Here is a 25,207-nt window from a genome sequence, read left to right as displayed (position 1 = left end):
CGAGGGAGCCTCAGCGCGCTAGATTCAGGCCTATACATTCACCGTTGGGAGAAAAACGTCATGGCCGTTGACCTCAAGTCTCTGGGCAAATACGAACAAGGTGCGCTCATATCCGGCGCGCTCGCGATCATCCTGTCGTTCATCAGCAAGTACGTCACCGCCTCGTATGACGGGCCCGGCTCCTCTGCGATCCCCGAGTCGTCGTCCGGCACGAACGCGTGGACGAGCTACGCCACGCTCGGAATGCTGCTCATCATCGTCGCGACGGCGATCGTGGCGACCAGGGCATTCGCCAGGGACAGTCTTCCTGACGGCGTCCCGTGGACCTTGGTTGCTGCCGCCACGGCCGGACTCGGCACATTGCTGCTGATCCTGCGGGCGCTGTTCCCCGGTGGCGGTGACGTTCCGGGCTTCGACATCGGCCCTGGTTGGTCGGGCTACCTGCTCTGGATCGCCGGCATCGCGCTGACGGTCTTCACGGTCCTGCTGTTCAAGGAGTCCGGCGAGAAGATGCCTGACGTCAACAAGAGGGACACCCCACCGCAGGCTCCGCCCGCCGCATGACCCACTGAAACGAACGGAAGGCCCGGCTTCGGCCGGGCCTTTCGCGTTTCGGTGGCCCCGGTCAGGGCCGGACGGTGCCGAGTATCAGCGCGCGGTAGCAGTAGACCTGCGCCAACAACGCGATCGGGACCGACGCGACGATCCCGATGACGCACGCGTAGGTGCCGAGGCTTCCGATGATGCTGACGACGAGCACCGTGAGCAGGCTGATGCCCAGATGCGAGCGCACCAGCGCAAAGCTCGCCTTGATGGCTTGGATCGGCCGCATGTCCTGATCGAGGACGAACGGCAGCGTATAGAAGGCGAAGGCCGCGAACGCGAGACCAGGGAGGTAGCAGAGCAACATACCGACGAACGTCGCGGCGCCGAGGGTGATCGTCGTGACGAGGATCCGGCCGACGCGCTTCGTGCTGTAGAGCATCGAGAGGGTCGGGCGGCCCCCGTCGGCCACCACCAGGGCGACTCGTATCAGGTTGGCCTGCAGCACCGAGATCGGGACCATGAGGAGTAGGAGCACCCCGGCGGCGACTCCCACCCACATGAAGAGGTCACCTGCCTCGGCATCGGTCATGTCGTCGCCGTTGAGGAAGAGGTCGAGGTACAAGACGAAGTAGGCGGTGTAGAACCCGATGATCACCACGAGCATCGGCAGCATCCCGACGATGAACACCGTCTTGTGCTCGAGGAACTTGCGCCACCCCCAGCCGAGAGCCTCGCCTATGTCGTATGGCTTGGGCCTGGGTTGGTAATAGGGCGGAGGTGGGGGAGCCGTGGTCATGTGGTTCCTCGGTGATCGACGACAGATGGCACGAGGCTAGCGGCTGCGACGGCCTGTCGCGTGCCCACATCCGGTGGTGGTGGGTCAGGAGGTGAAGGGCGGCCGGTCGTCGAGGCGTACGGACTGTCGGCCAGCCCAGCGCCACAGGCGCGCCGTGAAATCACGGTCCTCGTCGGTGACGAAGTTGCCCATGACCCGGAGCGCGAACGTCATGAGGCGGTGCGACCGCATGCCGACCGGTCCAGCGGTCGGCAGCAGGCCCGGAACGGTGATGAGTCCGGCGAGGCGGCGGGCGATCGAGAACGCCTCGCCGTAGTGAGCCGTGAGCAGCGTGGGCCACGCGGCCTCGAGATCCGTGGTCGTACGCATCAGCTCGACACCGACGCGACCGGTCTCGAGCCCGTAGTCGATGCCTTCGCCGTTGAGTGGATTGACGCAGCCGGCCGCGTCGCCGACGAGGATCCAGTTGGGGCCCGCGACGCCCGAGACCGCGCCGCCCATCGGCAACAGCGCACTGGTGGGCATACGGAGCTCTCCGCTGAGATCCCACTCCTCACGGCGCAGGGTTGCGTAGTAGTCCATCAGTGGTCGGATCTGCAGCTCGGCGGGCCGCTTGGCCGTCGCGAGGGCGCCCACTCCGAGATTGACCTCGCCGTCACTGAGCGGGAAGATCCAGCCGTAACCCGGCAGCAGCTCATCATCCTCGCCGCGCAGCTCGAGGTGCGAGGAGATCCAGGGGTCGTCGCTGCGGCCGGATTTCACGTACGAGCGGCCGGCCACACCATAGGCGGTCTCGCGGTGCCACTCACGGCCCAGGACGCGACCGAGCGGCGAGCGCACGCCGTCGGCGATCACGAGCCGGTCGCACTGGATCGTGTGGGGCGTGCGGTCCTTGCCGACCCGGAACGTGACGGAGGTGACCCGGCCCGAGGCGTCGCGGGAGGCATCGATGGCGCGGGCGCCCTCGAGCGGGTGCGCGCCGGCCTCGATGGCGACGCGGAAGATCTTTTCGTCGAGCTCGGTGCGGGGGACCGCCGAACCCCAGTCGGGCAACGAACCGCCGGGCCAGGGGAGCAGCAGCTCCTGGCCGAAACCGGCTGCGCGCAGCCCACGGTTGGTGCCGTGGCCACGGACCCAGTCCTCGAGTCCGAGTCGCTGGAGCTCGGCGATCGCGCGCGGTGTCAGGCCATCGCCGCACGTCTTGTCCCGGGGGAACGTGGCGGCATCGGCCAGGACGGTGTCCATGCCGAAGCGCGCTGCCCAGGCCGCGGCCGCGGAGCCGGCGGGACCTGCGCCGACGACGAGTACGTCGGTGCGGGTCGGCAGGTCGTGGCTCATGCTCCCAATTCTCCCAGAGACGCGGTGGCTGGCAGGATGGGGCCATGAGCTCGCCGACAACCTCCGCTCACCCCGACCGCGAGGTCCGCTACGCCTCACGCGGATCGTCCTACTACGACGTCATCCTCGCGGTGTTCTGCGTCGTGCTGGTTGTGTCCAACATCGCCGCAACCAAGGCGATCGAGTTCGGCTCCGGCAGCTTGTCGCTCGGGCCCGTCCAGGTGTGGCCGGTCATCTCCGACGGCGGGGCGGTGCTGTTCCCCCTGGCATACATCCTCGGCGACGTGATGTCCGAGGTCTACGGCTTCAAGGCGGCTCGGCGGGCGATCCTGGTCGGCTTCGGGACGGCGCTGATGACGTTTGCGACCTTCCTGGTCGTCATGGCGTTGCCGGGAGCGAGCTTCTACGAAAACCAAGACGCATTCGAGAGCGTCGTGTGGTCGGGCCTGCAGATCGTCGGTGCGTCGATGGTCGCCTATCTGGTCGGGCAGTTCCTCAACTCGTGGGTGCTCGTGCGTATGAAGGCCCACAGCGCCGAGCCCGGACTGTTCCGCCGTCTCGCGGGTTCGACCGGTGTGGGGGAGGCCGCCGACACGTTCATCTTCTGCGCCATCGCCGCTTCGGCAATCGGCATCAGGGAGCCCGGCCAGTTCATCAACTACTTCGTCGTGGGGTTCCTCTTCAAGTGCGCCGTCGAGCTCCTCGTCATGCCGCTGACGATGCTCGTCATCCGGATGCTGAAGGACCGCGAACCCACCTACTGGGCCTAACGGTTTACCACGGTCCCTAAGCAAAGGTCGTCTGCCCGGGGCAAGCTGTTGGGTCCGCACCGTCCGCGCTAGGCAAGCCGTCGAGATCCATCGTCCGCCCTAGTTGTTCTGTCCACGGACGTTAGGAACGGCGTGCCGGGTGGACATGAGTGAAGACCTCCGGGTGAGGTGTGGAGCAACCACGCGTCCTCACCTTCACCGGAGGTCTTCATGCCCCACGCTAATGCCCCCTTGTCAGAGACTGGTCGGCTTCGTCTGGCCAAGGTCGTCGTCGATGACGATTGGCCGCTGGAACGTGCTGCCGAGCGTTTTAATGTCTCGGTCACCACGGCGCGGCGGTGGGCCAGTCGCTATCGGGCACTTGGCAAGGCCGGAATGGTCGACCGGTCCTCACGTCCGAAGTCGTGCCCACACCAGCTGCCGCGGCGGACCGAGCGCCGGATCGTGGGGCTGCGGGTCTCGCGCCGGTGGGGACCGGCGAGGATCGCTTACCGGCTCGGGTTGAACGTCTCTACGGTCCACCGGGTGCTGACCCGCTACGGGTGTCCGCCGCTGCGCTGGACGGACCCGGCCACCGGGGTCAGGCTCCGCACCTCACGGCGCGAGCGTCGCAGCTATGAGATGGCCGAGGCCGGCGACCTGGTTCACGTCGACATCAAGAAGCTCGGCCTGATCCCTCCCGGTGGCGGCCACCGATTTGTGGGTCGACGAGCAGGCCGGGCCAACAGCGGAACCCGTGGCCGCGGCTACGCGTTCATCCACAACGCTGTCGATGACCGGACCCGGCTGGCCTACTGCGAGATCCTCACCAACGAACGCAAGGAGACCGCCGCCGGGTTCTGGGAACGAGCCCGCGCCTGGTTCGCCGACGCCGGGATCGAGGTCAGAGCCGTGATGACCGATAACGGCTCTTGTTACAAGTCCAAGCTCTGGACCCAGACCCTCGGCGAAGCCAAACACGTCCGCACCAGGCCCTACCGGCCCCAGACCAACGGCAAAGTCGAGCGCCTCAACCGCACCATGATCGAGGAATGGGCATACGCGCGCCCCTACCGGTCCGAATCAGAACGCGTCGCTGAATTCGCCACCTGGCTCCACACCTACAATCACCACCGAGGACACACCTCACTCAAAGGCGCATCACCAGCCGACCTCGTTCCCAACCTGGCAGGACAGAACACCTAGGCAAGCCGTCGAGATCTACCGTCCGCCCTAGGCATACGTCGTCCGCCCCCGGGAAATCTCCCTCGGGCGGACGACTCTTGCTTAGGGACCGTGGTAAACCGCTGGCGCGGGGAGGTGAACCGTCACCCGTAGAAGCGGGCGAGGAAGTCGTCGCGGAAATCGGCGAAGGTGCCGGCCTCGATGTGGCTGCGCATGTCGTCGACGAGGCGCACGGTGAAGCGCTCGTTGTGGATCGTGGCGAGCGTCGCCGCGACATACTCCTTGGTCTTGAACAGGTGGTGCAGGTATGCCTTGGAGTAGTGCGCGCACGTGTAGCAGTCGCACCCGGGATCGATCGGCCCGAAGTCGCGCCGCGACGCTGCGACATTGAGGTTGTAGCGGCCGGTCATGGCATAGACCCGCGATGACCGGGCCACGCGGGACGGCGAGACACAGTCGAACGTGTCGCAGCCGTTCTCGACCGCGGTGAACAGGTCATCGGGCTCGCTGATGCCGAGCAGGTGCCGCGGCTTGTCCGGAGGGAGCTCCTCACACACCCACCGCACGATCTCGCCGAGGCTCTCCTTCTCGATCGCGCCCCCCACGCCATAGCCGTCGAAGTCCAGGCCCACCAGACCCCGCGCGGCCTGGCGCCGCAGGTCCTCGTGCTGCGCACCCTGCACGACGCCGAACAGCGCCTGCTCCGGCTGGTCGGCTCGTGAGGCCGAGAGCTGCTGGTGCTCGACGACGCACCGCTCGGCCCACGCCTGCGTACGCGCGAGGGACTCCACCTGGTATCCGCGGGTGTTCATCAGCGTGGTCAGCTCGTCAAACGCGAACATGATGTCCGCGCCGAGCTGGTGCTGGATCTGCATCGACACCTCGGGGGTGAAGCGGTGCTTGCTCCCGTCGAGGTGACTCTTGAAGGTCACTCCGTCGTCGTCCACGATCGCCAGCCGGTCCTTGCCCTCCGCGATGACATCGTCGGCCTGCACGGAGTGCGCAGTCATCGAGAGCGTCTTCTTGAAGCCGGCGCCCAACGACAGGACCTGGAACCCGCCGGAGTCGGTGAACGTCGGACCCGGCCAGTTCATGAACGAGCCGAGCCCGCCGGCCTCGTCGATGATGTCGGCGCCGGGCTGGAGGTAGAGGTGATAGGCATTGGCGAGCAGCGCCTGGGCCCCGAGATCGGCCATCGCCTCGGGCAGCACCGCCTTGACCGTCGCGCGGGTGCCGACCGGTATGAACGCCGGTGTGCGGATGTCACCGTGGGGCGTCACGATCGTGCCGCTGCGCCCGAGGGCGCCTTCGAGCTCCTTGCCGACGGTGAACACGCCCGCCATCTAATCAGGTGATCCGGTGATCAGGCAGCGAGGCCCGCGAGGCGTACGGCACCTGCCAGAGCCGCGAGAGTCAGGAGCAGGAACAGCAGGTTCCACGCCGCGGCGGGCAGGAACGTCAGGCGAGCCAGGATGTCGGCGTCGGTCGTCTTCGTACGTGTCCGTCGCCGGTGCCGCCACAGGTCGAGGACGGTCCGGGGGGCGGCGATCAGCAGGAACCACGCGAAGGTCAGCGCGGCGAAGTCCTGCACACGCTCGGGTGCCTGCCAGATCAGCAGGCCGACCCCGGCACCGCTGAGGGCGACGACGACCAGGCCGAACCAGTTGCGTATGTACAACAGCATCATCGCGAGGGTCGCAAGCCCGGCATACAGGGCCCACGGTGTGTGTCCGCCGTCGACCAGCGCCACGGACCCGAGCCCGAGGGCCGCGGGGGCGAGATAGCCCGCTGCCGCGGTGGCGATCATGCCCGGGCCGCGGGGCTTGCCGCTGGAGACGGTGAGCCCGGATGTGTCGGTGTGCAACCGGATCGCGTTGAGGCGACGGCCGGTCGACACCGCCGCGACGGCGTGACCGGCCTCGTGCACCAGGGTCACCAGGTGGCGGGTCGCGGACCACACGGGTGGGATGACGACGAGGGCCAGAGCCGCCGCGACGGCGGCCCAATAGGTGTCCAGGATCGTCAGCCGGTCTGTTCGCCGATGTCGGTCGACTCGGTCGGGGTCGGTGTGGATGCCGACGGGGTCGGCGTTCGCGTCGAGGTGCTGGGGGTCGGAGTCGTGGTGGAGGGCGTAGCCGGGGGTGTGGACGTCGGATTCCTGGTCGGGTAGGCGGGCTCCGGTTCGCCCTTCTCTCCGCCAAAGGTGTCACCGATCGTCGTGCCACCGGAGCCGTCGAGCGTGCGCCCGGTCATCAGCTCAACGGTCGAGATCGCGGCCAGCGCGACGGCCAGCACGATGAGGGTCGTCACGATGACGGTCTTCCAGTGCAACCGGGACGCGGGCTCATCAGGGATGATCTCTGCGCTCGTGACGGGGGCGTCGAGCTCGGCGGCCTGTTCCAACGTCTCGGCGACCTCGCCGTCCTCGACCCGGCGCTGGATGATCGTGCCGGTCGCGGTCGTGACGAGCAGGGTCTTGCCCTTGTCGAGCGTACGTCCGTAGAACGCCGTGCTCACCGTCACCACTGCGCTGCCCCGTGCGGCGCCGATCACCGTGCCGGCCACGCCGAGACGCGAGGCGATCCATGCCGCTGTCACGGACGCCAGGACACTGGCGGCAAGCTGGAACCAGGACACCTCGCCGAGGAACCCGCGCCGATTGGACATGCCGCTCAGCCTAGGGGGCCGACCCGAATGACTCGGTCGTCAGCATGTCCAGCTCGTCGAGCCAGGCCTGTCGCTGCTGCGGAGTGGAGTCGGTGACCGGCCTGAGCACCCGACGGGTGACCTGGGGGCCGCCGAGGTACGGGGCCACACATCGGCCCCAGATCGAGGCCAAGGGGTCGCCGTAGAGGTCCCGCTCGCGCTCGTCGGTCGTGTCGGAGGTGTTGACGACGAACAGGTTGGCGACCGGCGCCAAGGGCTCGGGATGGCCGGTTGCGTCAGCCAGGCGGTAGGCCACGCCGGGGACGACCACCCGGTCGATCCAGCCGGTCAGGATCGCCGGCGGCATGCCCCACCAGTTGGGGTGCACGACGACCAGTCCGTCGGCCTGGCGAAGCTCCTCCCGGTGCAGAGCGACGACCGCATCGGGGTCCCGGGCCAGGATCGACTCGACCGTCGCCCCGCTGGTGTGTGACTCGTCGGCGGTCAGCAGGGGGTCGAACCGTTCGACATACAGATCGTGCGACCGCACCTCATGGCCGAGCAACACGAGACGCTCGCCGATCCGCTCCGCGATGGCGTGGCAGAAGCTGGTCGATCGCGGGTGGGCCAGCAGGAGCATCACGGTTGCCATGGGGTGATTCTGGCAGGATCCGGAGCGCTGGATGTGCTATCTGCATGACCTGCGGCCTGCCTCCCGGAATGTGTCGGTGCCGGTTGCGAGACTGACGGCATGGAATCGTTGTTGCTGCTCGTGGTCGGAATCGCCCTGGGTGTCGCGGTCGGCTGGTTGCTGGCGCGTATGCCCCGGACGGACGAGACGGTGATCGCGCCCGAGGTGCTGGAGGCCCAGCACGCAGCGGCGATGGCTCAGGTGCGCCATGACGAGGCGTTGGCGCGTGCTGGGGTCGAGACGCGACTCGCGACCGCGGGGGCGACCATCACTGCTCTGCGCGAGCAGGTGGCGGCCGGTGAGGAGCAGCGCCGCGAGATCGCCGAGCGCCATCGCTCCGAGGCCCTGCAGCGCACAGCCACCGAGCAGGTCGAGAGCAAGGTCCTGCAAAAGCTCGCGCCGGTCGCTGCGCAGCTGAAGGACATGCAGCAGAAGGTGCTCGATCTGGAGAAGCAGCGCAGCGAGCAGCACGGCGACCTCGCCGCGCAGATCCGGGCCACGCGGCACAGTGCAGAGCAGTCCAAGATGGCCGCCGAGACGCTGTCGTCCGCCCTGCGCAACAACTCCGTCCGCGGAGCCTACGGCGAGCTCCAGCTCAAGACCCTGGTCGAGTCGGCCGGCCTGCTCAACCGCATCGACTACTCGGTGCAGGAGTCGATCTCGGCTGACTCGGGCGCACGCCGCCCGGACATGGTGATCAAGCTACCCGGTCGCAAGCAGGTGGCGATCGACTCCAAGGTGCCGTTCAGCGCCTTCATCGACTCCTTCCGCGACGACATCAGCGAGACCGAGCGCAAGTCCCTGCAGACGCAGCACGCCAAGCAGGTGCGGGGCCACGTCGACGCCCTGGCGGGCAAGGAGTACTGGACGGGGCTGCCGGTCAGCCCCGAATACACGATCGCCTTCATCCCGAGCGAAGCGATCCTCAACACCGCGCTCGAGGCCGATCCCACGCTGCTGGAGTACGCCTTCAGCCGCGGCATCGTGCTGGCGACGCCCGTCAACCTGTGGGCCACGCTCAAGACCGTCGCGCTGACCTGGAAGCAGGAAGACCTCGCCGAGAACGCCCAAGAGCTGGTCGACCTCGGCCGCGAGCTCTACAAGCGCCTCGGCAAGCTGTCCGACCACGTCTCCAAGCTCGGCCGCTCCATCGAGACCACCGTCCGGTCCTACAACGACTTCGCCGGATCGCTGGAGGGGCGCGTGCTGGTCACGGCCCGCAAGCTCGACGGCATCGACGAGGCCAAGATGCTTGGCGAGGTCAAGCAGATCGAGGGTGACACCCGCCGGCTGACCGCCAGTGAGTTCACCGTCCTCGAGGAGACCGGCATCGGTCGACCCGAGATCGACTTCGAGCAGACCGGACTGCCGGTCGAGACCAATGACGAGCGGGCCGGTTGACCGGGTGATCCACCGTGGCCCCACAATGTGGGTCGACCCCCGCTTCCATGATTTGGTGGACGGCAGGTCTCCGGCAGGGTTTGGTGTCTACGACAAAATGAGGCGGATCGCATGGCGCAGGTCGAGGAAGAGTCCCAGGACGGGCTGAAAGCGGGAGCCATCGGCTTCGTCGACGCACTGGTGATCGGCCTCAATTCGACTTCCCCGGCATACTCCATCGCCGCTGTGATCGGCGCGCTCGTCGCCTTGGCGGGGGTGCATGCGCCGGGGATCATCATCGCCTCGTTCGTACCGATGCTGTTGATCGCCTCGGCCTTCTTCTATCTCAATCGAGTCGACCAGGACTGCGGCACGACCTTCTCGTGGGTCACCCGAGCGATGGGACCGTGGGCGGGTTGGCTCGGGGGTTGGGCCATCACGATGACCGGCATCCTGGTGGTCGGATCGCTGGCCGACGTCGGGGTGAGCTTCGGGCTGCGGGGCTTCGGCCTCGACGACTTGGCGGACAACGCCGTGGTGCGCCAGTCGCTCGCGGTCGTGCTGATCCTGGTCATGACCGCCATCTGTGTCGCAGGCACCGAGGGTTCTGCCAAGCTCCAGAACGTCTTGATCCTGCTCCAGGTGTTGTTCCTGCTGGTCTTTGCGGTCGTCGCGATCTATCGCGTCTACACCGACGACAGCTCGCTCGACTCGGTCAAGCCGGCCTGGGACTGGCTCAACCCGTTCGCGGCCGGTGGCACCGCGCTGACGGCGGGACTGCTGCTCGGCGTGTTCATGTACTGGGGTTGGGAGTCGGCGGTCAACCTCACCGAGGAGGTCGAGGACTCGGCGTCCGCGCCGGGGCGTGCCGGCATCTGGTCGACGATCCTCCTGCTTGTCACCTACGTCTCGGTCGGATTCGCGGTCGTCGCCTATGCGGGCACGACCTTCCTGACCGACAACGCCGATGAGGAGGAGTTCGTCTTCGCCCTCCTGGCGACCGAGGTTCTGGGCAGCTGGGACTGGATCGTCTTCTTCGCGGTCGCCACCTCGGCGATTGCATCCACGCAGACCACGATCCTGCCCGCATCCAGGACGGCATTGTCGATGGCTCGCCGTCGGGCGCTGCCGCATGCCTTCGGCCACGTCAGCCACAGGTTCCGCACCCCCGATGTGAGCACGTGGGCCGTCGCCGGCATCGCGATCGCCTGGTATCTCATCGTCAATCAGATCAGCGAGAACGCGTTGTTCGACTCGCTGTCGGCGCTGGCGCTCCTGATCGCGTTCTACTACGCGCTGACCGGCATCGCCTGTGCGGTCTACTACCGCAAGCACCTCACCGAGAGCGTCAAGAACTTCATCCTGATCGGCGTCGGCCCCCTCATCGGGTCCGCGCTGCTGATCTGGCTGTTGGTCGAGGCCATCATCGACCTCTCGGACCCCGAGAACTCCTACAGCGGTGTCTCGTGGTTCGGGCTCGGGCCGCCTCTCGTGATCGGGATCGGAATCGCGCTGACCGGTGTGCTCGTGATGGTCTACTGGCGGTTCACCGCACCGGCGTTCTGGGATGAGCGCCCCGGTGTCGCCGATCCAGCCCTCGTCAATGGCAAGCAGCGCTGACATGGCAGTCGTCCTCGGCTATGACGAGTCCCCGGGAGCGGAGCGCGCCCTCAGTGCGTCGATCGAGGTGGCATCCGCATTCGGTGAACCTCTCGTCATCGTCTATGCGATCGGCCCGCCCGGCGTCGTCGGCGAGGAGTATGCCAGCCACCGCGAGGCGTTGCTGGCCCTCGGACGCACGGCGGTGACCCGCGCAGTGGAGGCCGCACACGATGCCGGGGTGCCGACGACGGTTGAGCTCGTGGACGCCAAGCCGTCGCAGGCTCTGCTCGATGTCGCAGACAAGCACGACGCCCGCGTGATCGTCGTGGGCACCTGGGGCGAGAGCCCGATCAAGGGTGCGATGTTGGGCTCGACTCCCCACAAGCTGCTGCATCTGTCGGCGCGGCCGATCCTCTGCGTACCCGCCGCCGAGTGACTCAGCGGTGGGCGGCCCTGACGGTCCGCAGGTTCGTGATCGCGATGACCGATACCCACGCGTAGCCCGGCCACAGGGCCAAGCGTTCCCATCCGCCCAGACCCGCCGAGCCGTCGACCAGCACGAGTGCAAAGAACCCTGCGACACCGGCCGCCGAGATGGCCGCCACCGCGACGGTTGTCTTCGCGAACCGCCGTCGTGCGGCGCGCAGGCTCACACCGGTCATCAGCAGGGCAGCTGGCTGGGCGAGGAACACCGGCAGCGCCACCAGGCCGTGCAGTCCGCCCTGCTCGTTGACCGGGATCAGGCCGACGCCGACCGAGCCGAGACCCGACGTGCACCACAGCAGGACGGCCGCTGCGCCCGCTCGGCCCGGCAGGATCCGTGAGCCGAGCAGGAGGGCCCCGATGGCCAGCGAGCAGCCGAAGTAGACGAACCCGACGTTCATCACGCTGTGCCACGGCGAGCACAGCGTGTCACCCCGGATGACCCGGCAGGCCGTGTTGCCGAGATCGCTGATCGTGCTGTCAGCGAAGCGATAGTCGGCCGAGGCCTGCAGGCCGACGACGATCTCCAGGACGATGTAGAGCGGCTGCAGCATCCACGCGGCGACCCCGAGGAGCCGGCTGCGTCCGCCGGAGGTCAGCGGAGCGCCTGCTCGAGATCGCCGATCAGGTCGGCGATGTCCTCGATGCCGACTGACAGGCGTACCAAATCCTGCGGGACCTCGAGCAGCGATCCCTCGGTGGACGCGTGCGTCATCGCACCGGGGTGCTCGATCAGTGACTCGATGCCACCCAGGCTCTCCGCGAGGATGAACAGCTCAGTGCGGGCGCAGAAGTCGAGCGCGGCCTGGCGCCCACCGGCGAGACGTACGGACACCATGCCGCCGAACCGGTTCATCTGCTTGGCCGCGACCTCGTGTCCCGGGTGCTCGGGCAGACCCGGATAGAGCACCGTCGCGATCGCCGGATGGCCTTGGAGGACGTCCACGACCGCCTCGGCGTTGTCACAGTGCTTGTCCATCCGGACCGCGAGGGTCTTGGCGCCGCGCATCGTGAGGTAGGCGTCGAAGGGTCCCGGGACGCCACCGGAGCCGTTCTGGAGGAAGGCGAAGGCATGGTCGAGAGCCTCGTCGTCGGTGATGAGAGCACCTCCCACGACATCTGAGTGTCCACCGAGATATTTCGTGGTCGAGTGCAGCACGACGTCGGCGCCAAGGGCCAGCGGCTGTTGGAGATAGGGCGAGGCAAAGGTGTTGTCGACGACGAGCGTGGCGTCCGCCGCATGTGCGATCTCGCTGATCGCGGCGATGTCGCCGACATTGAGCAGGGGATTGGTCGGCGTCTCGATCCAGATCGCCTTGGTCGCGTCGGTGACTGCCGCACGGATCGCGTCGAGGTCGTTGACCGCGGCGACGGTATAGGTGATGCCCCACTGGCTGAAGACCTTGTCGATCAGCCGGAACGTGCCGCCATAGGCGTCGTCGGGGATGACGAGGTGGTCCCCTGGCCGCAGCAGCGAGCGGATCGCGCAGTCGGTTGCGGCCATGCCGGAGCTGAAGGCGCGTCCGTGGGCACCTCCCTCGAGTGCGGCGAGATTGGCTTCCAGCGCGGTACGCGTGGGGTTGCCGGTGCGCGCGTACTCGTAGCCGCCCCGCATGCCGCCGACGCCGTCCTGCTGGAACGTCGAGCTGGCATAGATCGGCACGTTGACCGCACCGTTGTCGTGGTTGGGTTCATAGCCGGCGTGGATCGCCCGGGTGGCGAAGCCCTGCCAGGCACCCTCGTCCTGGGCGCTCCTGCGCTCGCTCATACGTGAACTCCCAGGAGGTCGTGGCGGGTGAGGACGCCGAGCGGCTTGCCGTCCTCGATGACCATGACGGCGTCGCTGGTCGTGAGTGCCTTGAGGGCGTCGTCGATGCTCTCGCCGGAGCCGAGCAGGGGGAGCGGCGGCTCCATGTGCTTCGACACGGCATCGGTCAGCATCGCGCGGCCCTCGAACACGGCACTGATGAGTGCGCGCTCGTTGACGCTGCCCGCGACCTCGCCGATGACGACCGGCGGTTCGGCGCCGACGACGGGCATCTGCGAGACGTTGTATTCGCGCAGGATCTCGATCGCGTCTCGGAGAGTCTCCGAGGGATGGGTGTGCACCAGGGCTGGCATCCCGCCGCTCTTGCTCAGTAGGAGCTCGCCGACAGTGAGCTGGTGCGGCGTGCCGAGCGGCTCGCGGAGGAACCCGTAGGACGACATCCAGTCGTCGTTGAAGATCTTCGCGAGGTAGCCACGTCCGCCGTCAGGCAGGAGCACGACTACCACGGCGTCCGGCCCGGCCTCGGCCGCGACCTGGAGTGCGGCGACGGTGGCCATGCCGCACGAGCCGCCGACGAGCAGGCCTTCCTCGCGGGCGAGACGGCGGGTCATCTCGAACGAGTCGGCGTCCGAGACGGCGATGATCTGGTCGGGGACTTCCGGGTCGTAGGCGCTGGGCCAGAAGTCTTCGCCGACACCTTCGACGAGGTAGGGGCGACCGCTGCCGCCGGAGTACACCGAGCCCTCGGGGTCTGCGCCGATGATCTTGACCTTGCCGCCGGACATCTCCTTGAGGTAGCGGCCGACGCCGGTGATCGTGCCGCCCGTGCCGACGCCGGCGACGAAGTGCGTCACCTTGCCATCGGTGTCGGCCCAGATCTCGGGCCCGGTCGTCTCGTAGTGGCTCTCGGGCCCAGCCGGGTTGGAGTACTGGTCGGGCTTCCAGGCGCCCTCGGTCTCGGTCACGAGGCGGTCGGACACGTTGTAGTAGCTGTCGGGGTGCTCCGGGGGCACTGATGTTGGGCAGACCACGACCTCGGCTCCGTAGGCGCGCATCGCGTTGCGCTTCTCCTCGCCGACCTTGTCAGGGCAGACGAAGATGCACTTGTAGCCGCGCTGCTGTGCGACCAGGGCCAGACCGATGCCGGTGTTTCCAGAGGTCGGCTCGACAATCGTGCCACCAGGCTTGAGCGCTCCGGATGCTTCGGCGGCGTCGACCATCTTGACCGCGATGCGGTCCTTGGCGCTGCCACCGGGGTTGAGGTACTCGATCTTGGCTGCCACGGTCGCGGATCCCGCGGAGGTGACTGAGTTGAGGCGGACCAGCGGGGTGTTGCCGATCAGCTCAACGATGTGATTTGCAATGGGCATGCCGCCATTCTTGCACTCGGCGGCTCACCTCGACCTCCCCGTCGTCAGGGTTTGACGAGGACGGGTGCGGCCTCCTTGACGTCGAGCTCGGCGGCCGGTCCGGACGCCTCGAGTGTTTGCCCGAGGGTTTGCCACGGACCGGCGTCGACGCGGTATCGGACCTGATAGGTCACGTCCACCCGTGGATGCACGTCGTCGGCCGGCTTGCGATATCGGTGTGTCACGTCCATCGCTGGATACGGCTTGCCGGGGTGGCTCGTCGTTGTCGCTGTGCCGTCGTCGTGGACCCAGCGATATCGCCCGGGTTTCGCCGCCAGATCGATGTCGAAACCCAAGAGGTTGATGCTGCGGTTGAACGCCTGCGGCCGGGTATAGAAGATCGTCTCGATGTTGACCAGCGTCTTTTCGCCCGGCTGGATGCGCACGTTGAGGCTCGGCAAGCCGATCTCCTGCGCCGCCGTGAGGATGTCACCCTCGGTGAGCTCCCGCCCCGGCCGAGCACGAGTCGGAGCCCCGGTGAACCCACCCTCCTCGCACCGGAATCCCAGGGCGGATCCCCCCGAGGAACAGGCAACCGACTCTTCCCGTTTCCCGCTTTGCGAATCTCCGACGGGCCTCGTTGAGCGAGCAGTCGGCGGCTCCTTCCGATCGGCTCGAATGTGGAGGGTGGGTTTCCAGGATTCTGGCGCGACGTCGACGTCAGCCGCAGCGGGAGAATGAGGGAAGAGCGACAACAACACGAGAGCCGCGACTGCGCGCTTCACTCGCCCTCCAAGATGTAGATGTCACGCACAGAAAAAGGTGCCGTAGAAGTTAGGACGAAGGTGAACCTGTATCGGCGGGACGACCGCCCTTCTCGGACGGATACTTCGGTACCTACCTCAAGTGGCGACCTCGTGCGGCTCACGGATGCGTCCTTCAGTCGCCACAAGACTCCTCCGAAGCGCTCACCGTCAACAGGTGGCTTCGCGAACTCGGCTGCGTAGCTGTCACACGGCTGACACCTACGTGACGCCGACTTCATCGGTCCTACGTGCCCAGTGTTCGCCGCGAAGTTGACCAGATCTACGTAGTGCTTCACGAAGTTCGCGGCCCCGGAAGGAGTGTCCTGCTTTGCCTGCGGCGGCATCGACGGCGCAGTGGCGGTGGGGGTGGGGCTTGTCGGGGTGGGGCTGGGTTTCGGCTCCTTGGGCGCAGGATCGGACGAGCACGCGCCCAGCGTCAATAAGGCCACCAAGACAATTCCCCCGAATCGCATAGCGGACAAACTACCGAAGCAGATGCGGTTCTGTCAGCCCCCAGCCGGTTCTCTGTGGAAAACCATCAAGGCCGAAGTGGGCGACCCTGGCTGTCGTTGGGGTCGCCGGTGAGCATGAGGATGCCGTCAATGAACGGCCACAGTGCACCGATGCCGCAGGTGAAGATCGTGACGAGGAGCTGGGCCACCCCAACCCCGGTGTCGCCGATGTAGAAGCGTCCGATGCCAAGCGGCAGAACGATCTGCAGGATGCCGGCGATCAGCTTCTGCTTGTCTGAGTACGGGACACCGGTCACCGGGTGCACACCCCAGGGCGCACCGGGGCCGGCGCCGTAAGGGTGGCCGGGTGGGGGCGGATAACCCTGGGTCGGCGGTGCGTAACCCTGGGTCGGCGGTGCGTAGCCCTGGGTCGGCGGTGCGTAGCCCTGGGTCGGCGGTGCGTAGCCCGGAGGCGCCTGGGCACCGGGAGGGGCGCCGTAGGGAGGGGGAGGCGGGGGCTGATCGGACGGACCGGGATAGGGCCCACCGCTCTGCGGAGGAAGTGGCACGGTCGGCTCGTTGCCGTCCTCGGGCTCAGGCGGGGTCGTCGTCATGCCCACACCCTAGGTGCCCGAGTCCCACCGTCCGCGCTGGGAGTGACGCTTTGGAGATTTCGACAGGCGTGTCGCATCAAAAGTGTCACTCCCAGCGGAAAGCGGGGGCGGAGGGGAGGGGAGGGTTGGGTCAGATCACGGCACCGGTGGAACGGCCGTCGTCGACGTTCGCGTAGGGATCGATGACTCGCTTGCGTGGATCCGATGGATCAAACGGCCACCGCTCCTCGAGCACCACCGCGAGAGCCGAGGCGGTGAAGATCGTCGACAGGATGCCGACCGAGAGCCCCAGCAGCAGCGCGATCGCGAAGTCGGTCAGCGAGTCGCCGCCGAGGAGCGCGAGAGCGGCGAGGATGAACATCGCGCCGAGCCCGGTGTTGATCGTCCGCGGGATCGTCTGCAGGATCGCCTCGTTGACGACATCACGTAGGGGTCGCTTCCGGTTCTCGCCCGTATGTTCGCGGATGCGGTCGAACACCACGATCGTGTCGTTGACCGCCAGACCGATGATCGAGAGCACCGCGGCGAGGAAGACCCCATCGATCGGCTTGCCCCACCAGGCGAACGTGCCGACGACTGTCAGCACGACCGACGACATCGAGAGCACCGCTGCAGCTGCGTAGGTCCAGCGGAACCGCCAGGCAAGATAGAGCATCTGCGCCGCGATGGCGATGGCGAACGCGATCAGGGCCTTGTCCCTCAGCTCGTCGCCGAGGCTGGGACCGACCAGCTCGTCCCGCTCCTTCTCGACGTCGCCGGCGACCCCTGCGAGCGCCTGCTCGATCTCGAACGCCTCGTCGTTGGTGATGTTGTCGAGGCGGACCGTGATGTTCTCGTTGGCGCCGTTGCCCGAGGACGACTGCACGACTGCCTTGGCAAATCCCGCGTCACCGACCGCGTCGCGAGCCTCCTCGACGTCGACCTGTTGCGAGGTCGAGAACTCCAGCAGCCGTCCGCCGGTGAACTCGACGCCGAGGTTGAGCCCGCGCAGCGCGATACCGCCGATCGAGACCACCGCGACGACCAGTGTCACCGCGATCCAGGTGCCGCTTCGCTTCATCAGGTCGGGGCCGCTCTCGGTGAGCCACATGCGGATGCGACCGGTCCCGGCGAGGCCGCTGAGACCCGGGCGCTTGCGCACGATCGCGCGGCGCATGGCCCATTCGGCGAGCACCCGCGCGATGACCAGAGCCGACACCATCGAGGCGACGACACCGATCGACAGCGTGACGCCGAAGCCCTTGACCGGCCCGGACGCGAAGAAGAACAGCAGCGCCGCGGCCAACAAGGTCGTCACGTTCGAGTCGATGATCGCCGACCAGGCCTTGTTGAAGCCCGTGTTGAGGGCAGGGGAGAGCCCGGCTGCCGTACGTTCTGCGTACTCCTCGCGCGCTCGCTCGAACACGAGGACGTTGGCATCGATCGCGAGCCCGATCGCGAGGACGAAACCAGCGAGGCCGGGCAACGTCAGTGTGGCGCCCAGCCAGACCAGCAGGCCGTAGGAGATCAGGGCGTATGACCCGAGGGCGATCGTGGCAAGCAGGCCGACGAGGCGGTAGACGAAGATGATGAACAACCCGGTGAGGATGATGCCGATGAGCGCGGCCTCGATCGAGGCGTCGATCGCGACATCGCCGAGGGTCGCGCCGACGGTCCGCTGCTCCACGACCTCGACCGGCACCGGGAGCGCGCCGCCCTTGATCAGCACGGAGAGGTCCTTGGCGGAGGCCTGGCTGAAGTCGCCGCTGATGCTCGTGCTGTTCCCGCCGCCGGCCTGGCACAGGTCGGGCACGACGCCGGGTGAGGAGATGACCTTGTCGTCGAGCAGGATCGCCACCCGGTTGCCGGCACTGGTGTTGGCGCACGCGTCCGCGACAAGCTGCTTCCACCCGCTGCTGCCCTGTCCGTTGAACTCGACGTTGACGACCCACTCGCCGATACCGCCGTCGGGGGTGCCCTCGGCGGCGTCCTTGACCCCGTTGCCGTCGAGGAGCGGCTTGCCGATGAGCACGGGTGCGCCCGACTCGTCGTTGACGATCTTCTCGTCCTTGCCGGGCTTCTGCCCTGCGGTCGGGACGCTCAGCACCTCGTGAAATGACAGCTGTGCAGTCTGGCCGATGACTTTGGCCGCCTCGCGCGGGTCCTGCACACCTGGCAGCTCGACGATGATGCGGTTGGAGCCGGACCTGGCAAGCGTCGGCTCGGCAACACCGAGCGCGTCAACTCGGCCGCGCAAGACGGTGAGCGCGCGATCGGTGGACTCGGCGTCTGCCTTGACCCGCTCGGAGTCCTTGGTCTCGAGCACGATCTGGGTCCCGCCCTTGAGATCGAGGCCGAGCTTGGCAGAGCTGGTGAGTGCCAGGGCGAGCGAGATGGCGATGACGGCGAATGCAGCGACGGCGCGCCACATGGGAGCACGGGACATATCAGGACTTTCGAGGGGTACGCCGAATGGCGCGGGCGGATGGGTGGATGGGTGGACGCAGGCCTAGCTGACCGGCGGCGCGCGTCCGATCGGCGCAACGACATCACGACTGAGGAGCGCGGCCGTCTGATCGGGTGCCGCGACGACCTCAGCGGAGCGCAGGTCCGGGTTGGTGCTCGGGGGAGTCGACGCGAGGTCGAGCTGGAGCGGGGCTTGCTGATCGTGGCCGGCCACGATGAATGTCTGAGGGACACGACCGGCCTTGACCGCTGCGCCGACCTGGCTCGAGGCCACGCTGACTCGTTGGCTCGATGTGCGGGACACCATGCCGAGCGTCACGAGCAGGGCGGCGATGAGTGCCACCGTCAGCACGGCGGCAGTCCTGCGCGCCGTGGGCATCGTGAGCATTCGGCGAGTCTACGGGAGCGGAAGCGGCGCTCGGCGCGGAGCGCCAGGTGCGCGAGCCACGGCGTTGAGCCTGCCTAGGCTGGGCGCATGACCACCACGCGACGAGCACTCGGATCAAGTGACATCACCGTCTCGACCGTCGGGGTCGGCTGCAACGCCTTCGGCACCCGGATCGACTCCGACCAGACCACGGCCGTCGTCGATGCGGCGATCGTTCGCGGCATCGACTTCTTCGACACCGCAGACACCTACGGCACCGGCCAGAGCGAGCTGCTGCTCGGTGAGGCGTTGCGTGGCCGTCGGGACGAGGTGGTCATCGCGACGAAGTTCGGGATGGACATGCAGGGCCTCAACGGCGATGACGGCGGACGGCGTGGCTCGGCGGCATATGTCAGGACAGCTGTCGAGGCGAGCCTGCAACGACTCGGGACGGACTACATCGACCTCTACCAGCTGCACACGCCCGATCCGTCGACACCGATTGAGGAGACCCTTGCCGCGATGAACGAGCTGGTGGTCGAGGGCAAGGTCCGCGTGATCGGTTGCTCCAACCTGCAGGCGTGGCAGCTCGTCGACGCCGACTGGATCTCGCGGACCAACGAGCTCGAGTCGTTCGTGACGGCGCAGAACGAGTACTCGCTCTACAACCGGACGGCGGAGGTCGAGCTGGTCCCGGCCTGCCTTGCGCTCGGCGTCGGCATCCTGCCCTACTTCCCGCTCGCGTACGGCCTGCTGACCGGCAAGTACGGGCGTGGCGAGTCGGCCCCGGCCGGTACGCGCCTCGCCACACAGACGCAGCGGCTGGCGGATGCGGACTGGGACCGGATCGAGGCACTGGAGATCTTTGCGGCGTCGCGCGGCATCTCGATCCTGGATCTCGCGATCGGAGGGCTGGCTGCCCAGCCTGCCGTGGCGAGTGTCATCGCAGGCGCCACCGGGCCCGAGCAGATCGCGGCCAATGCCGCGGCGGCTGAGTGGACACCGGCACCGGGGGATCTTGACGAGCTAGCGACGCTCGGCCGGCCCGGGCAGTCCTACACGACGTTCGCACCTCGCTGGAACTAGCCTCATCAAAACTAGCCACGTCAACCAGCTCATCGACATCGGGTGAGGGTCGCGTCGGGCTGGGAAGCGCCTCACGGCGCGTGGCCGCTCGAAGCGGCTAATTTTGGGACCCGGGGCTACCACAGCCCGACGCAGCAGCAAGCCTATCCGAGCGACGGCGCAACACAAGGCAACGAGTGCGGGACGTCCGCCGCGTGTCAGTGCAGTCGAGACGCTCGCTCGAGCTCGGCGGCCCGACGTAGGTGCACCGCCGTGTCGACGAGCTTGGCCGCGCTCTGGGGATCCCCGCTCTCGAGCTGCGCCCGGCCCACGCCGACGATGTGCGCAAACGACGCCGCACGATCCAGCGTGACGTCGAAATCGTCGCCGACGATGCCTCGCACGACTGTGTCGACCAGCGCGATGACCTCCTCGGGACCGGGCGGATCGACGACTCCGGCCAGCACTTCGTGCACCGGTGCGTATGCCTTGCCGGCTGCGAACTCGCGTGCCGCTTGCTCCGGCTGCCGGTAGACCCAGGTGCGCAGGAGATAGAGCCGCCAGAGCGTTCCGGCCAGGCTGTCAGCCGCGGCGTGGGACCACAGGTCGGCGATGACGCCGAGCCCCTCCTCGTCCGCCAGGTGGAGCACGCGATCGACCAGGCCCTGGTCGTTGTCGGAGCGCGGCCCGCGAACGAGGAGGTTGGCGATGCGGTGACCGGCGGCTGCCATCTCGGCTGGGTCGGCCCCTTCGGCCTGCGCCTCGAAGAGCGCAGCCCCTGGCAGTGACGGCCGCTTGAACTCATTCATGCCGCTGCTGCCGTCAGAAAGGCACGGTACGGCAGGGGCATGATCCCCGTCATCTGGTTCGCTCGCTGGCGCTCGCTCATGCGATCGCCGCCTCGATCGCCGCGACATACTCATCGGATCGCGAGTCACCGCAGGGGCGCTGGCCGTTGCCGGCCGGAATGGCCTCGAAGACCATGCGGTTCATGGCATAGGCGATGGTCAGGCGTCGCTCGAGGTCGTTGATGACCACGGAACCACCGAGTCCGCCCCAATAGCATCGTCGACCCGGCGCCACCGATGGCATCGATTCGGGCTCGGGCAGCGCCCACCCGACGCCGAATGTCGCCTTGACGCCGAGCACCAGATCGATGCCGGAGGCCTGGACCTCGAAGATGCGATCGATCGTGTCGGGGGACAACAGGCGTATGCCGTCGACCTCCCCGCCGTGGGAGATGAGGGATTGGATCCGGGCCATCGAGCGCGCATTGCCGTGACCGTTGAGTGCCGGGAGCTCGGCCCGTCGCCAGCGCTCGGAGTTGGCTTCACGTGCGGGCAGGAACGGATTGGCAAATGTCCGCATCTGTATGTCCGACGGTTCGGCGGGGGGCGTCTGGAGCGTGAGGGGGCGAGGCGAGCTGAGCGGGGACACCCGTGCGTCGTGGGCGGGGTCGAGGCCGATGTGGAAGTCGGCCGCGAGCGGACCGGCGATCTCCTTTGCGAAGAACTGCCCGAGGGTGATGCCGGTGATCCGCCGGACGACCTCACCGACCAGATGGCCCTGGTTGAGCAGGTGATAGCCCGAGGCCGTGCCGGGCTCCCACCACGGCTCCTGGGCGGCGAGCAGGGAGGTCGAGCGCTCCCAGTCATACAGGTGATCGACCTCGACCGGGCTCGTCCAACCGCTGACGCCGGAGGCATGGCCCAGGATCTGAGCCACCGTGATGTGCTCCTTGCCGCCCGCTGCGAACTCGGGCCAGTAGGTCGCGACAGCTGAATCGAGGTCGAGCTCCCCCCGTTCGACGAGCACGAGGGCGGCGAGATTGGTCATGACCTTGGTCGTCGACCACACCGGCGTGATGGTGTCGCGCTGCCACGGAACAGTCGAATCCCGGTCGAACCAGCCATCCCAGATGTCGACGAGCACCTCGCCGTCCTGGATCACGCACAGACTCGCGCCCCGCTCAGTGCCATCCTCGACGCGGGCGTGCAGCAACTCTGCCAGCGCCGTGAAGGGCGCGGTGTAGGTGCCGGAGGCCTCCGTCATGCGACAACGGTAACCGGCACCTCAACCCAGACGACGGGCCTACGGTGTGTCGCCGGACTAGCGACGTGCGGTCCCGCTCGCGGGCTGAGCAACAGGCGTCGCCTTCGGCGTGGGCTTGCGCAGGTAGAGCGGCAGGACAATCGCGAGGTAGCCGAGCCAGGCCAGGGTCTGGAGCCAGCTGGGGTTGGGCTGAAAGTTGATGGTGCCCTTGAGCAGGGTTCCGTACCAGCTGTCGGGCGGGATCGTCGAGGAGATGTCGAACGCCTGATTGCCCAGATTGGTCAGGCCGCCGACCTCACCGGTCAGTCGAGGTAGGAACGCGGCCTCCTGCAGGTCGTGCACACCGTATGCCAGCACCCCCGCCGCGACGACGATCAGCAGATAGCCCGTGATGGTGAAGAACTTGCCGAGGTTGACCTTGATGGCTCCTCGGTAGATGCCGGCGCCCAGCACCACCGCCACAACGATGCCGAGGGTCGCGCCGACGAAGGGCTCGGCCGTGGTGCTGCTGATGATCGTCGACCAGATGATCGCCGCTGTCTCCAGGCCCTCGCGCCCGACGGTGAGGAACGCGACGATCGCCAGGGCGAACGGTCCGAGCGCGAGCGCGTCGGCCATCTGCCCCTCGAGCTCGCGCTTGAGGGTGCGGGCGGTGCGCCGCATCCAGAAGATCATCCAGGTCACGAGTATCGCGGCGAGGATCGACAGGGTGCCGCCGACCGCCTCCTGGGCCTTGAAGGACAGCTGGTCGAAGACGATCGTCACCACGGTGAAGGCCACGACCACGAGCACGAGGGCTGCGGCGACTCCGGCCCAGACATAGCGGATCTCGTGTCGACGACGGGTCTTGACGAGATAGGCGATGAGGATGCTGACGATCAGGCTGGCCTCGAGGCCCTCACGTAGGCCGATCAGGAAGTTGGCAAGCACCCGTCGATCCTAACTTAGGTCTGGCTAACCTCTGCAATCATTCTGAGCGGAGCGCGCTGGTCAACGGCGGGGCGATCAGGCCGACCTGCCACGCGCGGGCACCCTGCGCCGCGAGCGCCTCACTCACCGACTCCACGCTGATCTCGGCGGGGGGCTCCCACGCCAGATTTCGTACGAGCTGCGGGCTGATGAGGTTCTCGGTCGGCAGGTCGTGCTGCTCGGCCAGGGCGACCACGACCTCTCGGCTCCGTGCCAGCCGGTCGGCGGCCTCCGGGAACTTGTCTGCCCAGGCTCGCGGCGGAGGCGGGCCGTCGGTGCGCTGATTGGTGGTCGGCAGCGCGGTCTCGTCGAGTGCGAGTCCGCGCTCGACGGCATCGAACCACTCGCTGACGAAGCGTCGAGGGCCCCGGTTCCGCATGATCCGCATGGACTTCAGGGCGTTGATGTCCTGGGGAGGGTTGACCGCGATCTCCAGGATCGAGGCGTCCGGCAGGATGCGGCCCGAGGTCGTGTCGCGCGCCTCGGCGATCGTGTCGCGCGCCTCCCAGATCTCACGGACCAGGCCCAGGGCACGTCGGCCGCGGGCCTTGTGGATCCCGGACGTACGCCGCCACGGCTCCTTGCGTTCGGGTGGTCCTTGGAATGACAGCAGCGCCTCGAACTCCTCGGCGGCCCACTCCCGCTTGCCGGCCTTCTGGAGGTCCGCGTCGATCAGGTCGCGGAGCTCGACGAGCACCTCGACATCGAGCGCCGCGTAGACGAGCCACGGCTCCGGCAGAGGACGGGTCGACCAGTCGGCAGCGGAGAACTCCTTGGCCAGGCTCAGGCCGAGATAGTGCTCGACCAGGGCGGCCAGACCGACGCGGGGCAGGTTGAGCAGCCGGCCGGCCAGCTCGGTGTCGAACAGTGACTCCGGATAGAGACCGACCTCGGCGAGGCACATCAGGTCCTGGTTGGCCGCGTGCAGGATCCATTCGTTGCCGTCAAAGGCCGTGTCGAGTGGCACCAGGCTGTCGAACGCGATGGGATCGATGAGGTGTGTGCCGGATCCCTCGCGACGCACCTGCACGAGATAGGCGCGCTGGGAGTAGCGGTAGCCGGAGGCCCGCTCGGCGTCGAGGGCTATCGGTCCGGTGCCGGCAGCGATGCGCTCACAGGTGTCGCGCAGCAGCTCGGGCGTGTCGACCACGGGTGGCAAAGGATCGCGCAGCTCCAGTCGCGGCGCCTGGGGGACGACCGGTTCCGGCGTCTGCGTCTCGATGCCCTCGATGGGGGTCTCGTCGGGTACGGCCTGGTCAGCAGGGGTCAACGTGGACCACGCCTGCGCTGCAGGGGGATCACTCCCGGTGCCAGTGGCGGCAGTCCGGCGATCGCGCACAACAGGTTGGACCACGCCGCGGCATGCGACTCCATGCCCGGAGTTGGCGGCTCGGTCAGTGGCGTCCAGGAGGCGCGCATCTCGATCTGCGCGTCCGACCCATCGGCCGCCATCTCGCCGAAGCCCTCCGAACGTACGACCGTCACGCTGCCACTCGCAGCTGTGTAGTCGCTGCCGTATGCGGTGAGCGCTTCGGTCAGCCAGCTCCAGCCGACGCTCGGGAGCACGGGGTCGGCGGCCATGTCGGCCTCGATGTCGGCGCGCGCGAAGGTCACGCATCGGAAGGTGCCGCCCCACGCGTCGTTGCCGGCTGGGTCGTGCAACAGGATGAATCGTCCGGTCGCCAAGTCGTCTTCGCCGACGAGCACATCTCCGCTGATCGCGAAGGCGTGCGGGGCGATGCGTTGGGGCGCGGGCATCTCGTCGACCACGACCTCGGGTCGGAGGACGGCGTGCCGTATCTGCTCGACCGCAGCCGTGAATTGCGCGGGGGTGCGGTCGATCTCGCTTCGGGCTCCCACCCTGTGATGGTAGGCGCGCAAGGGTCAGGGTCGGGCTCGACACT

25 protein-coding genes are annotated in these 25,207 nt (G+C 67.5%); 7 read left to right on the top strand and 18 right to left on the bottom strand.

Annotation, left to right across the window (positions count from 1 at the left end):
- Positions 1 to 60: 60 nt before the first annotated feature.
- The gene (locus tag WKF39_RS06100) at positions 61 to 564 is read left to right on the top strand and encodes a hypothetical protein (RefSeq protein WP_340386352.1); all 504 of its coding nucleotides are present in this window, start codon (positions 61 to 63) and stop codon (positions 562 to 564) included.
- A gap of 61 nt (positions 565 to 625) precedes the next feature.
- Here the strand turns inward: WKF39_RS06100 and WKF39_RS06095 are convergent, their stop codons facing one another.
- A complete protein-coding gene (locus WKF39_RS06095; RefSeq protein WP_340386351.1) occupies positions 626 to 1,342 on the bottom strand; it encodes a hypothetical protein in 717 nt (238 codons plus the stop codon).
- Positions 1,343 to 1,426: 84 nt separating this feature from the next.
- Positions 1,427 to 2,680 (bottom strand): geranylgeranyl reductase family protein, encoded by a 1,254-nt coding sequence (locus WKF39_RS06090; protein WP_340386350.1) that lies wholly within the window; start codon positions 2,678 to 2,680, stop codon positions 1,427 to 1,429.
- A gap of 44 nt (positions 2,681 to 2,724) precedes the next feature.
- On the opposite strand from WKF39_RS06090, the gene WKF39_RS06085 reads away from it, so the two are divergent.
- Together WKF39_RS06085 and WKF39_RS06080 are read left to right on the top strand one after the other, a co-directional pair.
- Positions 2,725 to 3,450 (top strand): queuosine precursor transporter, encoded by a 726-nt coding sequence (locus tag WKF39_RS06085; RefSeq protein WP_340386349.1) that lies wholly within the window; start codon positions 2,725 to 2,727, stop codon positions 3,448 to 3,450.
- Positions 3,451 to 3,660: 210 nt separating this feature from the next.
- Entirely contained in the window at positions 3,661 to 4,635 is a 975-nt protein-coding gene (locus WKF39_RS06080; protein ID WP_340386347.1) for an IS481 family transposase, read from the top strand.
- A 122-nt stretch (positions 4,636 to 4,757) separates the two neighbouring features.
- Here the strand turns inward: WKF39_RS06080 and tgt are convergent, their stop codons facing one another.
- Genes tgt through WKF39_RS06060 form a run of 4 tightly spaced genes read right to left on the bottom strand, consistent with a single transcriptional unit; the run spans position 4,758 to position 7,912 of the window.
- A complete protein-coding gene (gene tgt / locus WKF39_RS06075; RefSeq protein WP_340386346.1) occupies positions 4,758 to 5,957 on the bottom strand; it encodes a tRNA guanosine(34) transglycosylase Tgt in 1,200 nt (399 codons plus the stop codon).
- A 20-nt stretch (positions 5,958 to 5,977) separates the two neighbouring features.
- Complete coding sequence (locus WKF39_RS06070; RefSeq protein ID WP_340386545.1) at positions 5,978 to 6,631, bottom strand: M50 family metallopeptidase; 654 nt, start codon at positions 6,629 to 6,631, stop codon at positions 5,978 to 5,980.
- Between the two features lie 5 nt (positions 6,632 to 6,636).
- Positions 6,637 to 7,281 carry a hypothetical protein gene (locus tag WKF39_RS06065; protein WP_340386344.1) on the bottom strand — a complete coding sequence of 215 codons (645 nt, stop codon included), beginning with the start codon at positions 7,279 to 7,281 and terminating at the stop codon, positions 6,637 to 6,639.
- A 10-nt stretch (positions 7,282 to 7,291) separates the two neighbouring features.
- Positions 7,292 to 7,912: an NAD(P)H-dependent oxidoreductase gene (locus tag WKF39_RS06060; protein ID WP_340386341.1), complete on the bottom strand. Its 621-nt coding sequence runs from the start codon at positions 7,910 to 7,912 to the stop codon at positions 7,292 to 7,294.
- A gap of 99 nt (positions 7,913 to 8,011) precedes the next feature.
- On the opposite strand from WKF39_RS06060, the gene rmuC reads away from it, so the two are divergent.
- The 3 genes from rmuC to WKF39_RS06045 all read left to right on the top strand — a co-directional run bounded on the left by rmuC (position 8,012) and on the right by WKF39_RS06045 (position 11,369).
- Positions 8,012 to 9,352, top strand: coding sequence for a DNA recombination protein RmuC (rmuC, locus tag WKF39_RS06055; protein WP_340386340.1), 1,341 nt, complete (start codon positions 8,012 to 8,014; stop codon positions 9,350 to 9,352).
- 111 nt (positions 9,353 to 9,463) lie between these two features.
- Positions 9,464 to 10,951: an APC family permease gene (locus tag WKF39_RS06050; protein ID WP_340386338.1), complete on the top strand. Its 1,488-nt coding sequence runs from the start codon at positions 9,464 to 9,466 to the stop codon at positions 10,949 to 10,951.
- Between the two features lies 1 nt (position 10,952).
- The gene (locus WKF39_RS06045) at positions 10,953 to 11,369 is read left to right on the top strand and encodes a universal stress protein (protein WP_340386336.1); all 417 of its coding nucleotides are present in this window, start codon (positions 10,953 to 10,955) and stop codon (positions 11,367 to 11,369) included.
- A gap of 1 nt (position 11,370) precedes the next feature.
- Here WKF39_RS06045 and WKF39_RS06040 read toward each other — a convergent pair whose 3' ends face one another.
- The 7 genes from WKF39_RS06040 to WKF39_RS06010 form a co-directional block, all read right to left on the bottom strand.
- A complete protein-coding gene (locus WKF39_RS06040) occupies positions 11,371 to 11,970 on the bottom strand; it encodes a DUF998 domain-containing protein (RefSeq protein ID WP_340386335.1) in 600 nt (199 codons plus the stop codon).
- Between the two features lie 41 nt (positions 11,971 to 12,011).
- Positions 12,012 to 13,184, bottom strand: a complete 1,173-nt coding sequence (locus WKF39_RS06035) for a cystathionine gamma-synthase (protein WP_340386334.1) — start codon at positions 13,182 to 13,184, stop codon at positions 12,012 to 12,014.
- Positions 13,181 to 14,554: a cystathionine beta-synthase gene (locus WKF39_RS06030; RefSeq protein WP_340386333.1), complete on the bottom strand. Its 1,374-nt coding sequence runs from the start codon at positions 14,552 to 14,554 to the stop codon at positions 13,181 to 13,183. Before WKF39_RS06030 ends, WKF39_RS06035 begins: the two co-directional genes overlap by 4 nt.
- A 44-nt stretch (positions 14,555 to 14,598) precedes the next feature.
- A complete protein-coding gene (locus WKF39_RS06025) occupies positions 14,599 to 14,994 on the bottom strand; it encodes a hypothetical protein (protein ID WP_340386332.1) in 396 nt (131 codons plus the stop codon).
- 883 nt (positions 14,995 to 15,877) lie between these two features.
- Positions 15,878 to 16,405 (bottom strand): TM2 domain-containing protein, encoded by a 528-nt coding sequence (locus WKF39_RS06020; protein WP_340386331.1) that lies wholly within the window; start codon positions 16,403 to 16,405, stop codon positions 15,878 to 15,880.
- 130 nt (positions 16,406 to 16,535) lie between these two features.
- Positions 16,536 to 18,830, bottom strand: a complete 2,295-nt coding sequence (gene secD, locus WKF39_RS06015; RefSeq protein ID WP_340386330.1) for a protein translocase subunit SecD — start codon at positions 18,828 to 18,830, stop codon at positions 16,536 to 16,538.
- Positions 18,831 to 18,893: 63 nt separating this feature from the next.
- The gene (locus WKF39_RS06010) at positions 18,894 to 19,238 is read right to left on the bottom strand and encodes a hypothetical protein (RefSeq protein ID WP_340386329.1); all 345 of its coding nucleotides are present in this window, start codon (positions 19,236 to 19,238) and stop codon (positions 18,894 to 18,896) included.
- 87 nt (positions 19,239 to 19,325) lie between these two features.
- Between WKF39_RS06010 and WKF39_RS06005 the strand changes: the two genes are divergently transcribed.
- Positions 19,326 to 20,303, top strand: a complete 978-nt coding sequence (locus WKF39_RS06005; protein WP_340386328.1) for an aldo/keto reductase — start codon at positions 19,326 to 19,328, stop codon at positions 20,301 to 20,303.
- Between the two features lie 197 nt (positions 20,304 to 20,500).
- Here the strand turns inward: WKF39_RS06005 and WKF39_RS06000 are convergent, their stop codons facing one another.
- The 5 genes from WKF39_RS06000 to WKF39_RS05980 form a co-directional block, all read right to left on the bottom strand.
- Entirely contained in the window at positions 20,501 to 21,091 is a 591-nt protein-coding gene (locus WKF39_RS06000) for a hypothetical protein (RefSeq protein WP_340386327.1), read from the bottom strand.
- A 76-nt stretch (positions 21,092 to 21,167) separates the two neighbouring features.
- The gene (locus tag WKF39_RS05995) at positions 21,168 to 22,334 is read right to left on the bottom strand and encodes a serine hydrolase domain-containing protein (RefSeq protein ID WP_340386326.1); all 1,167 of its coding nucleotides are present in this window, start codon (positions 22,332 to 22,334) and stop codon (positions 21,168 to 21,170) included.
- Between the two features lie 57 nt (positions 22,335 to 22,391).
- On the bottom strand, positions 22,392 to 23,264 hold the full coding sequence (gene efeU, locus WKF39_RS05990) for an iron uptake transporter permease EfeU (protein ID WP_340386325.1): 873 nt from the start codon (positions 23,262 to 23,264) through the stop codon (positions 22,392 to 22,394).
- A 37-nt stretch (positions 23,265 to 23,301) separates the two neighbouring features.
- Positions 23,302 to 24,573, bottom strand: coding sequence for an HRDC domain-containing protein (locus WKF39_RS05985; RefSeq protein ID WP_340386324.1), 1,272 nt, complete (start codon positions 24,571 to 24,573; stop codon positions 23,302 to 23,304).
- A complete protein-coding gene (locus tag WKF39_RS05980) occupies positions 24,570 to 25,163 on the bottom strand; it encodes a DUF3000 domain-containing protein (RefSeq protein ID WP_340386323.1) in 594 nt (197 codons plus the stop codon). The genes WKF39_RS05985 and WKF39_RS05980 overlap by 4 nt, the downstream gene beginning before the upstream one ends.
- Between the last annotated feature and the right edge of the window lie 44 nt (positions 25,164 to 25,207).

This window comes from Aeromicrobium sp., assembly GCF_037719875.1.
GTDB lineage: Bacteria > Actinomycetota > Actinomycetes > Propionibacteriales > Nocardioidaceae > Aeromicrobium.
This window is presented reverse-complemented; position numbering and strand designations above follow the sequence as displayed.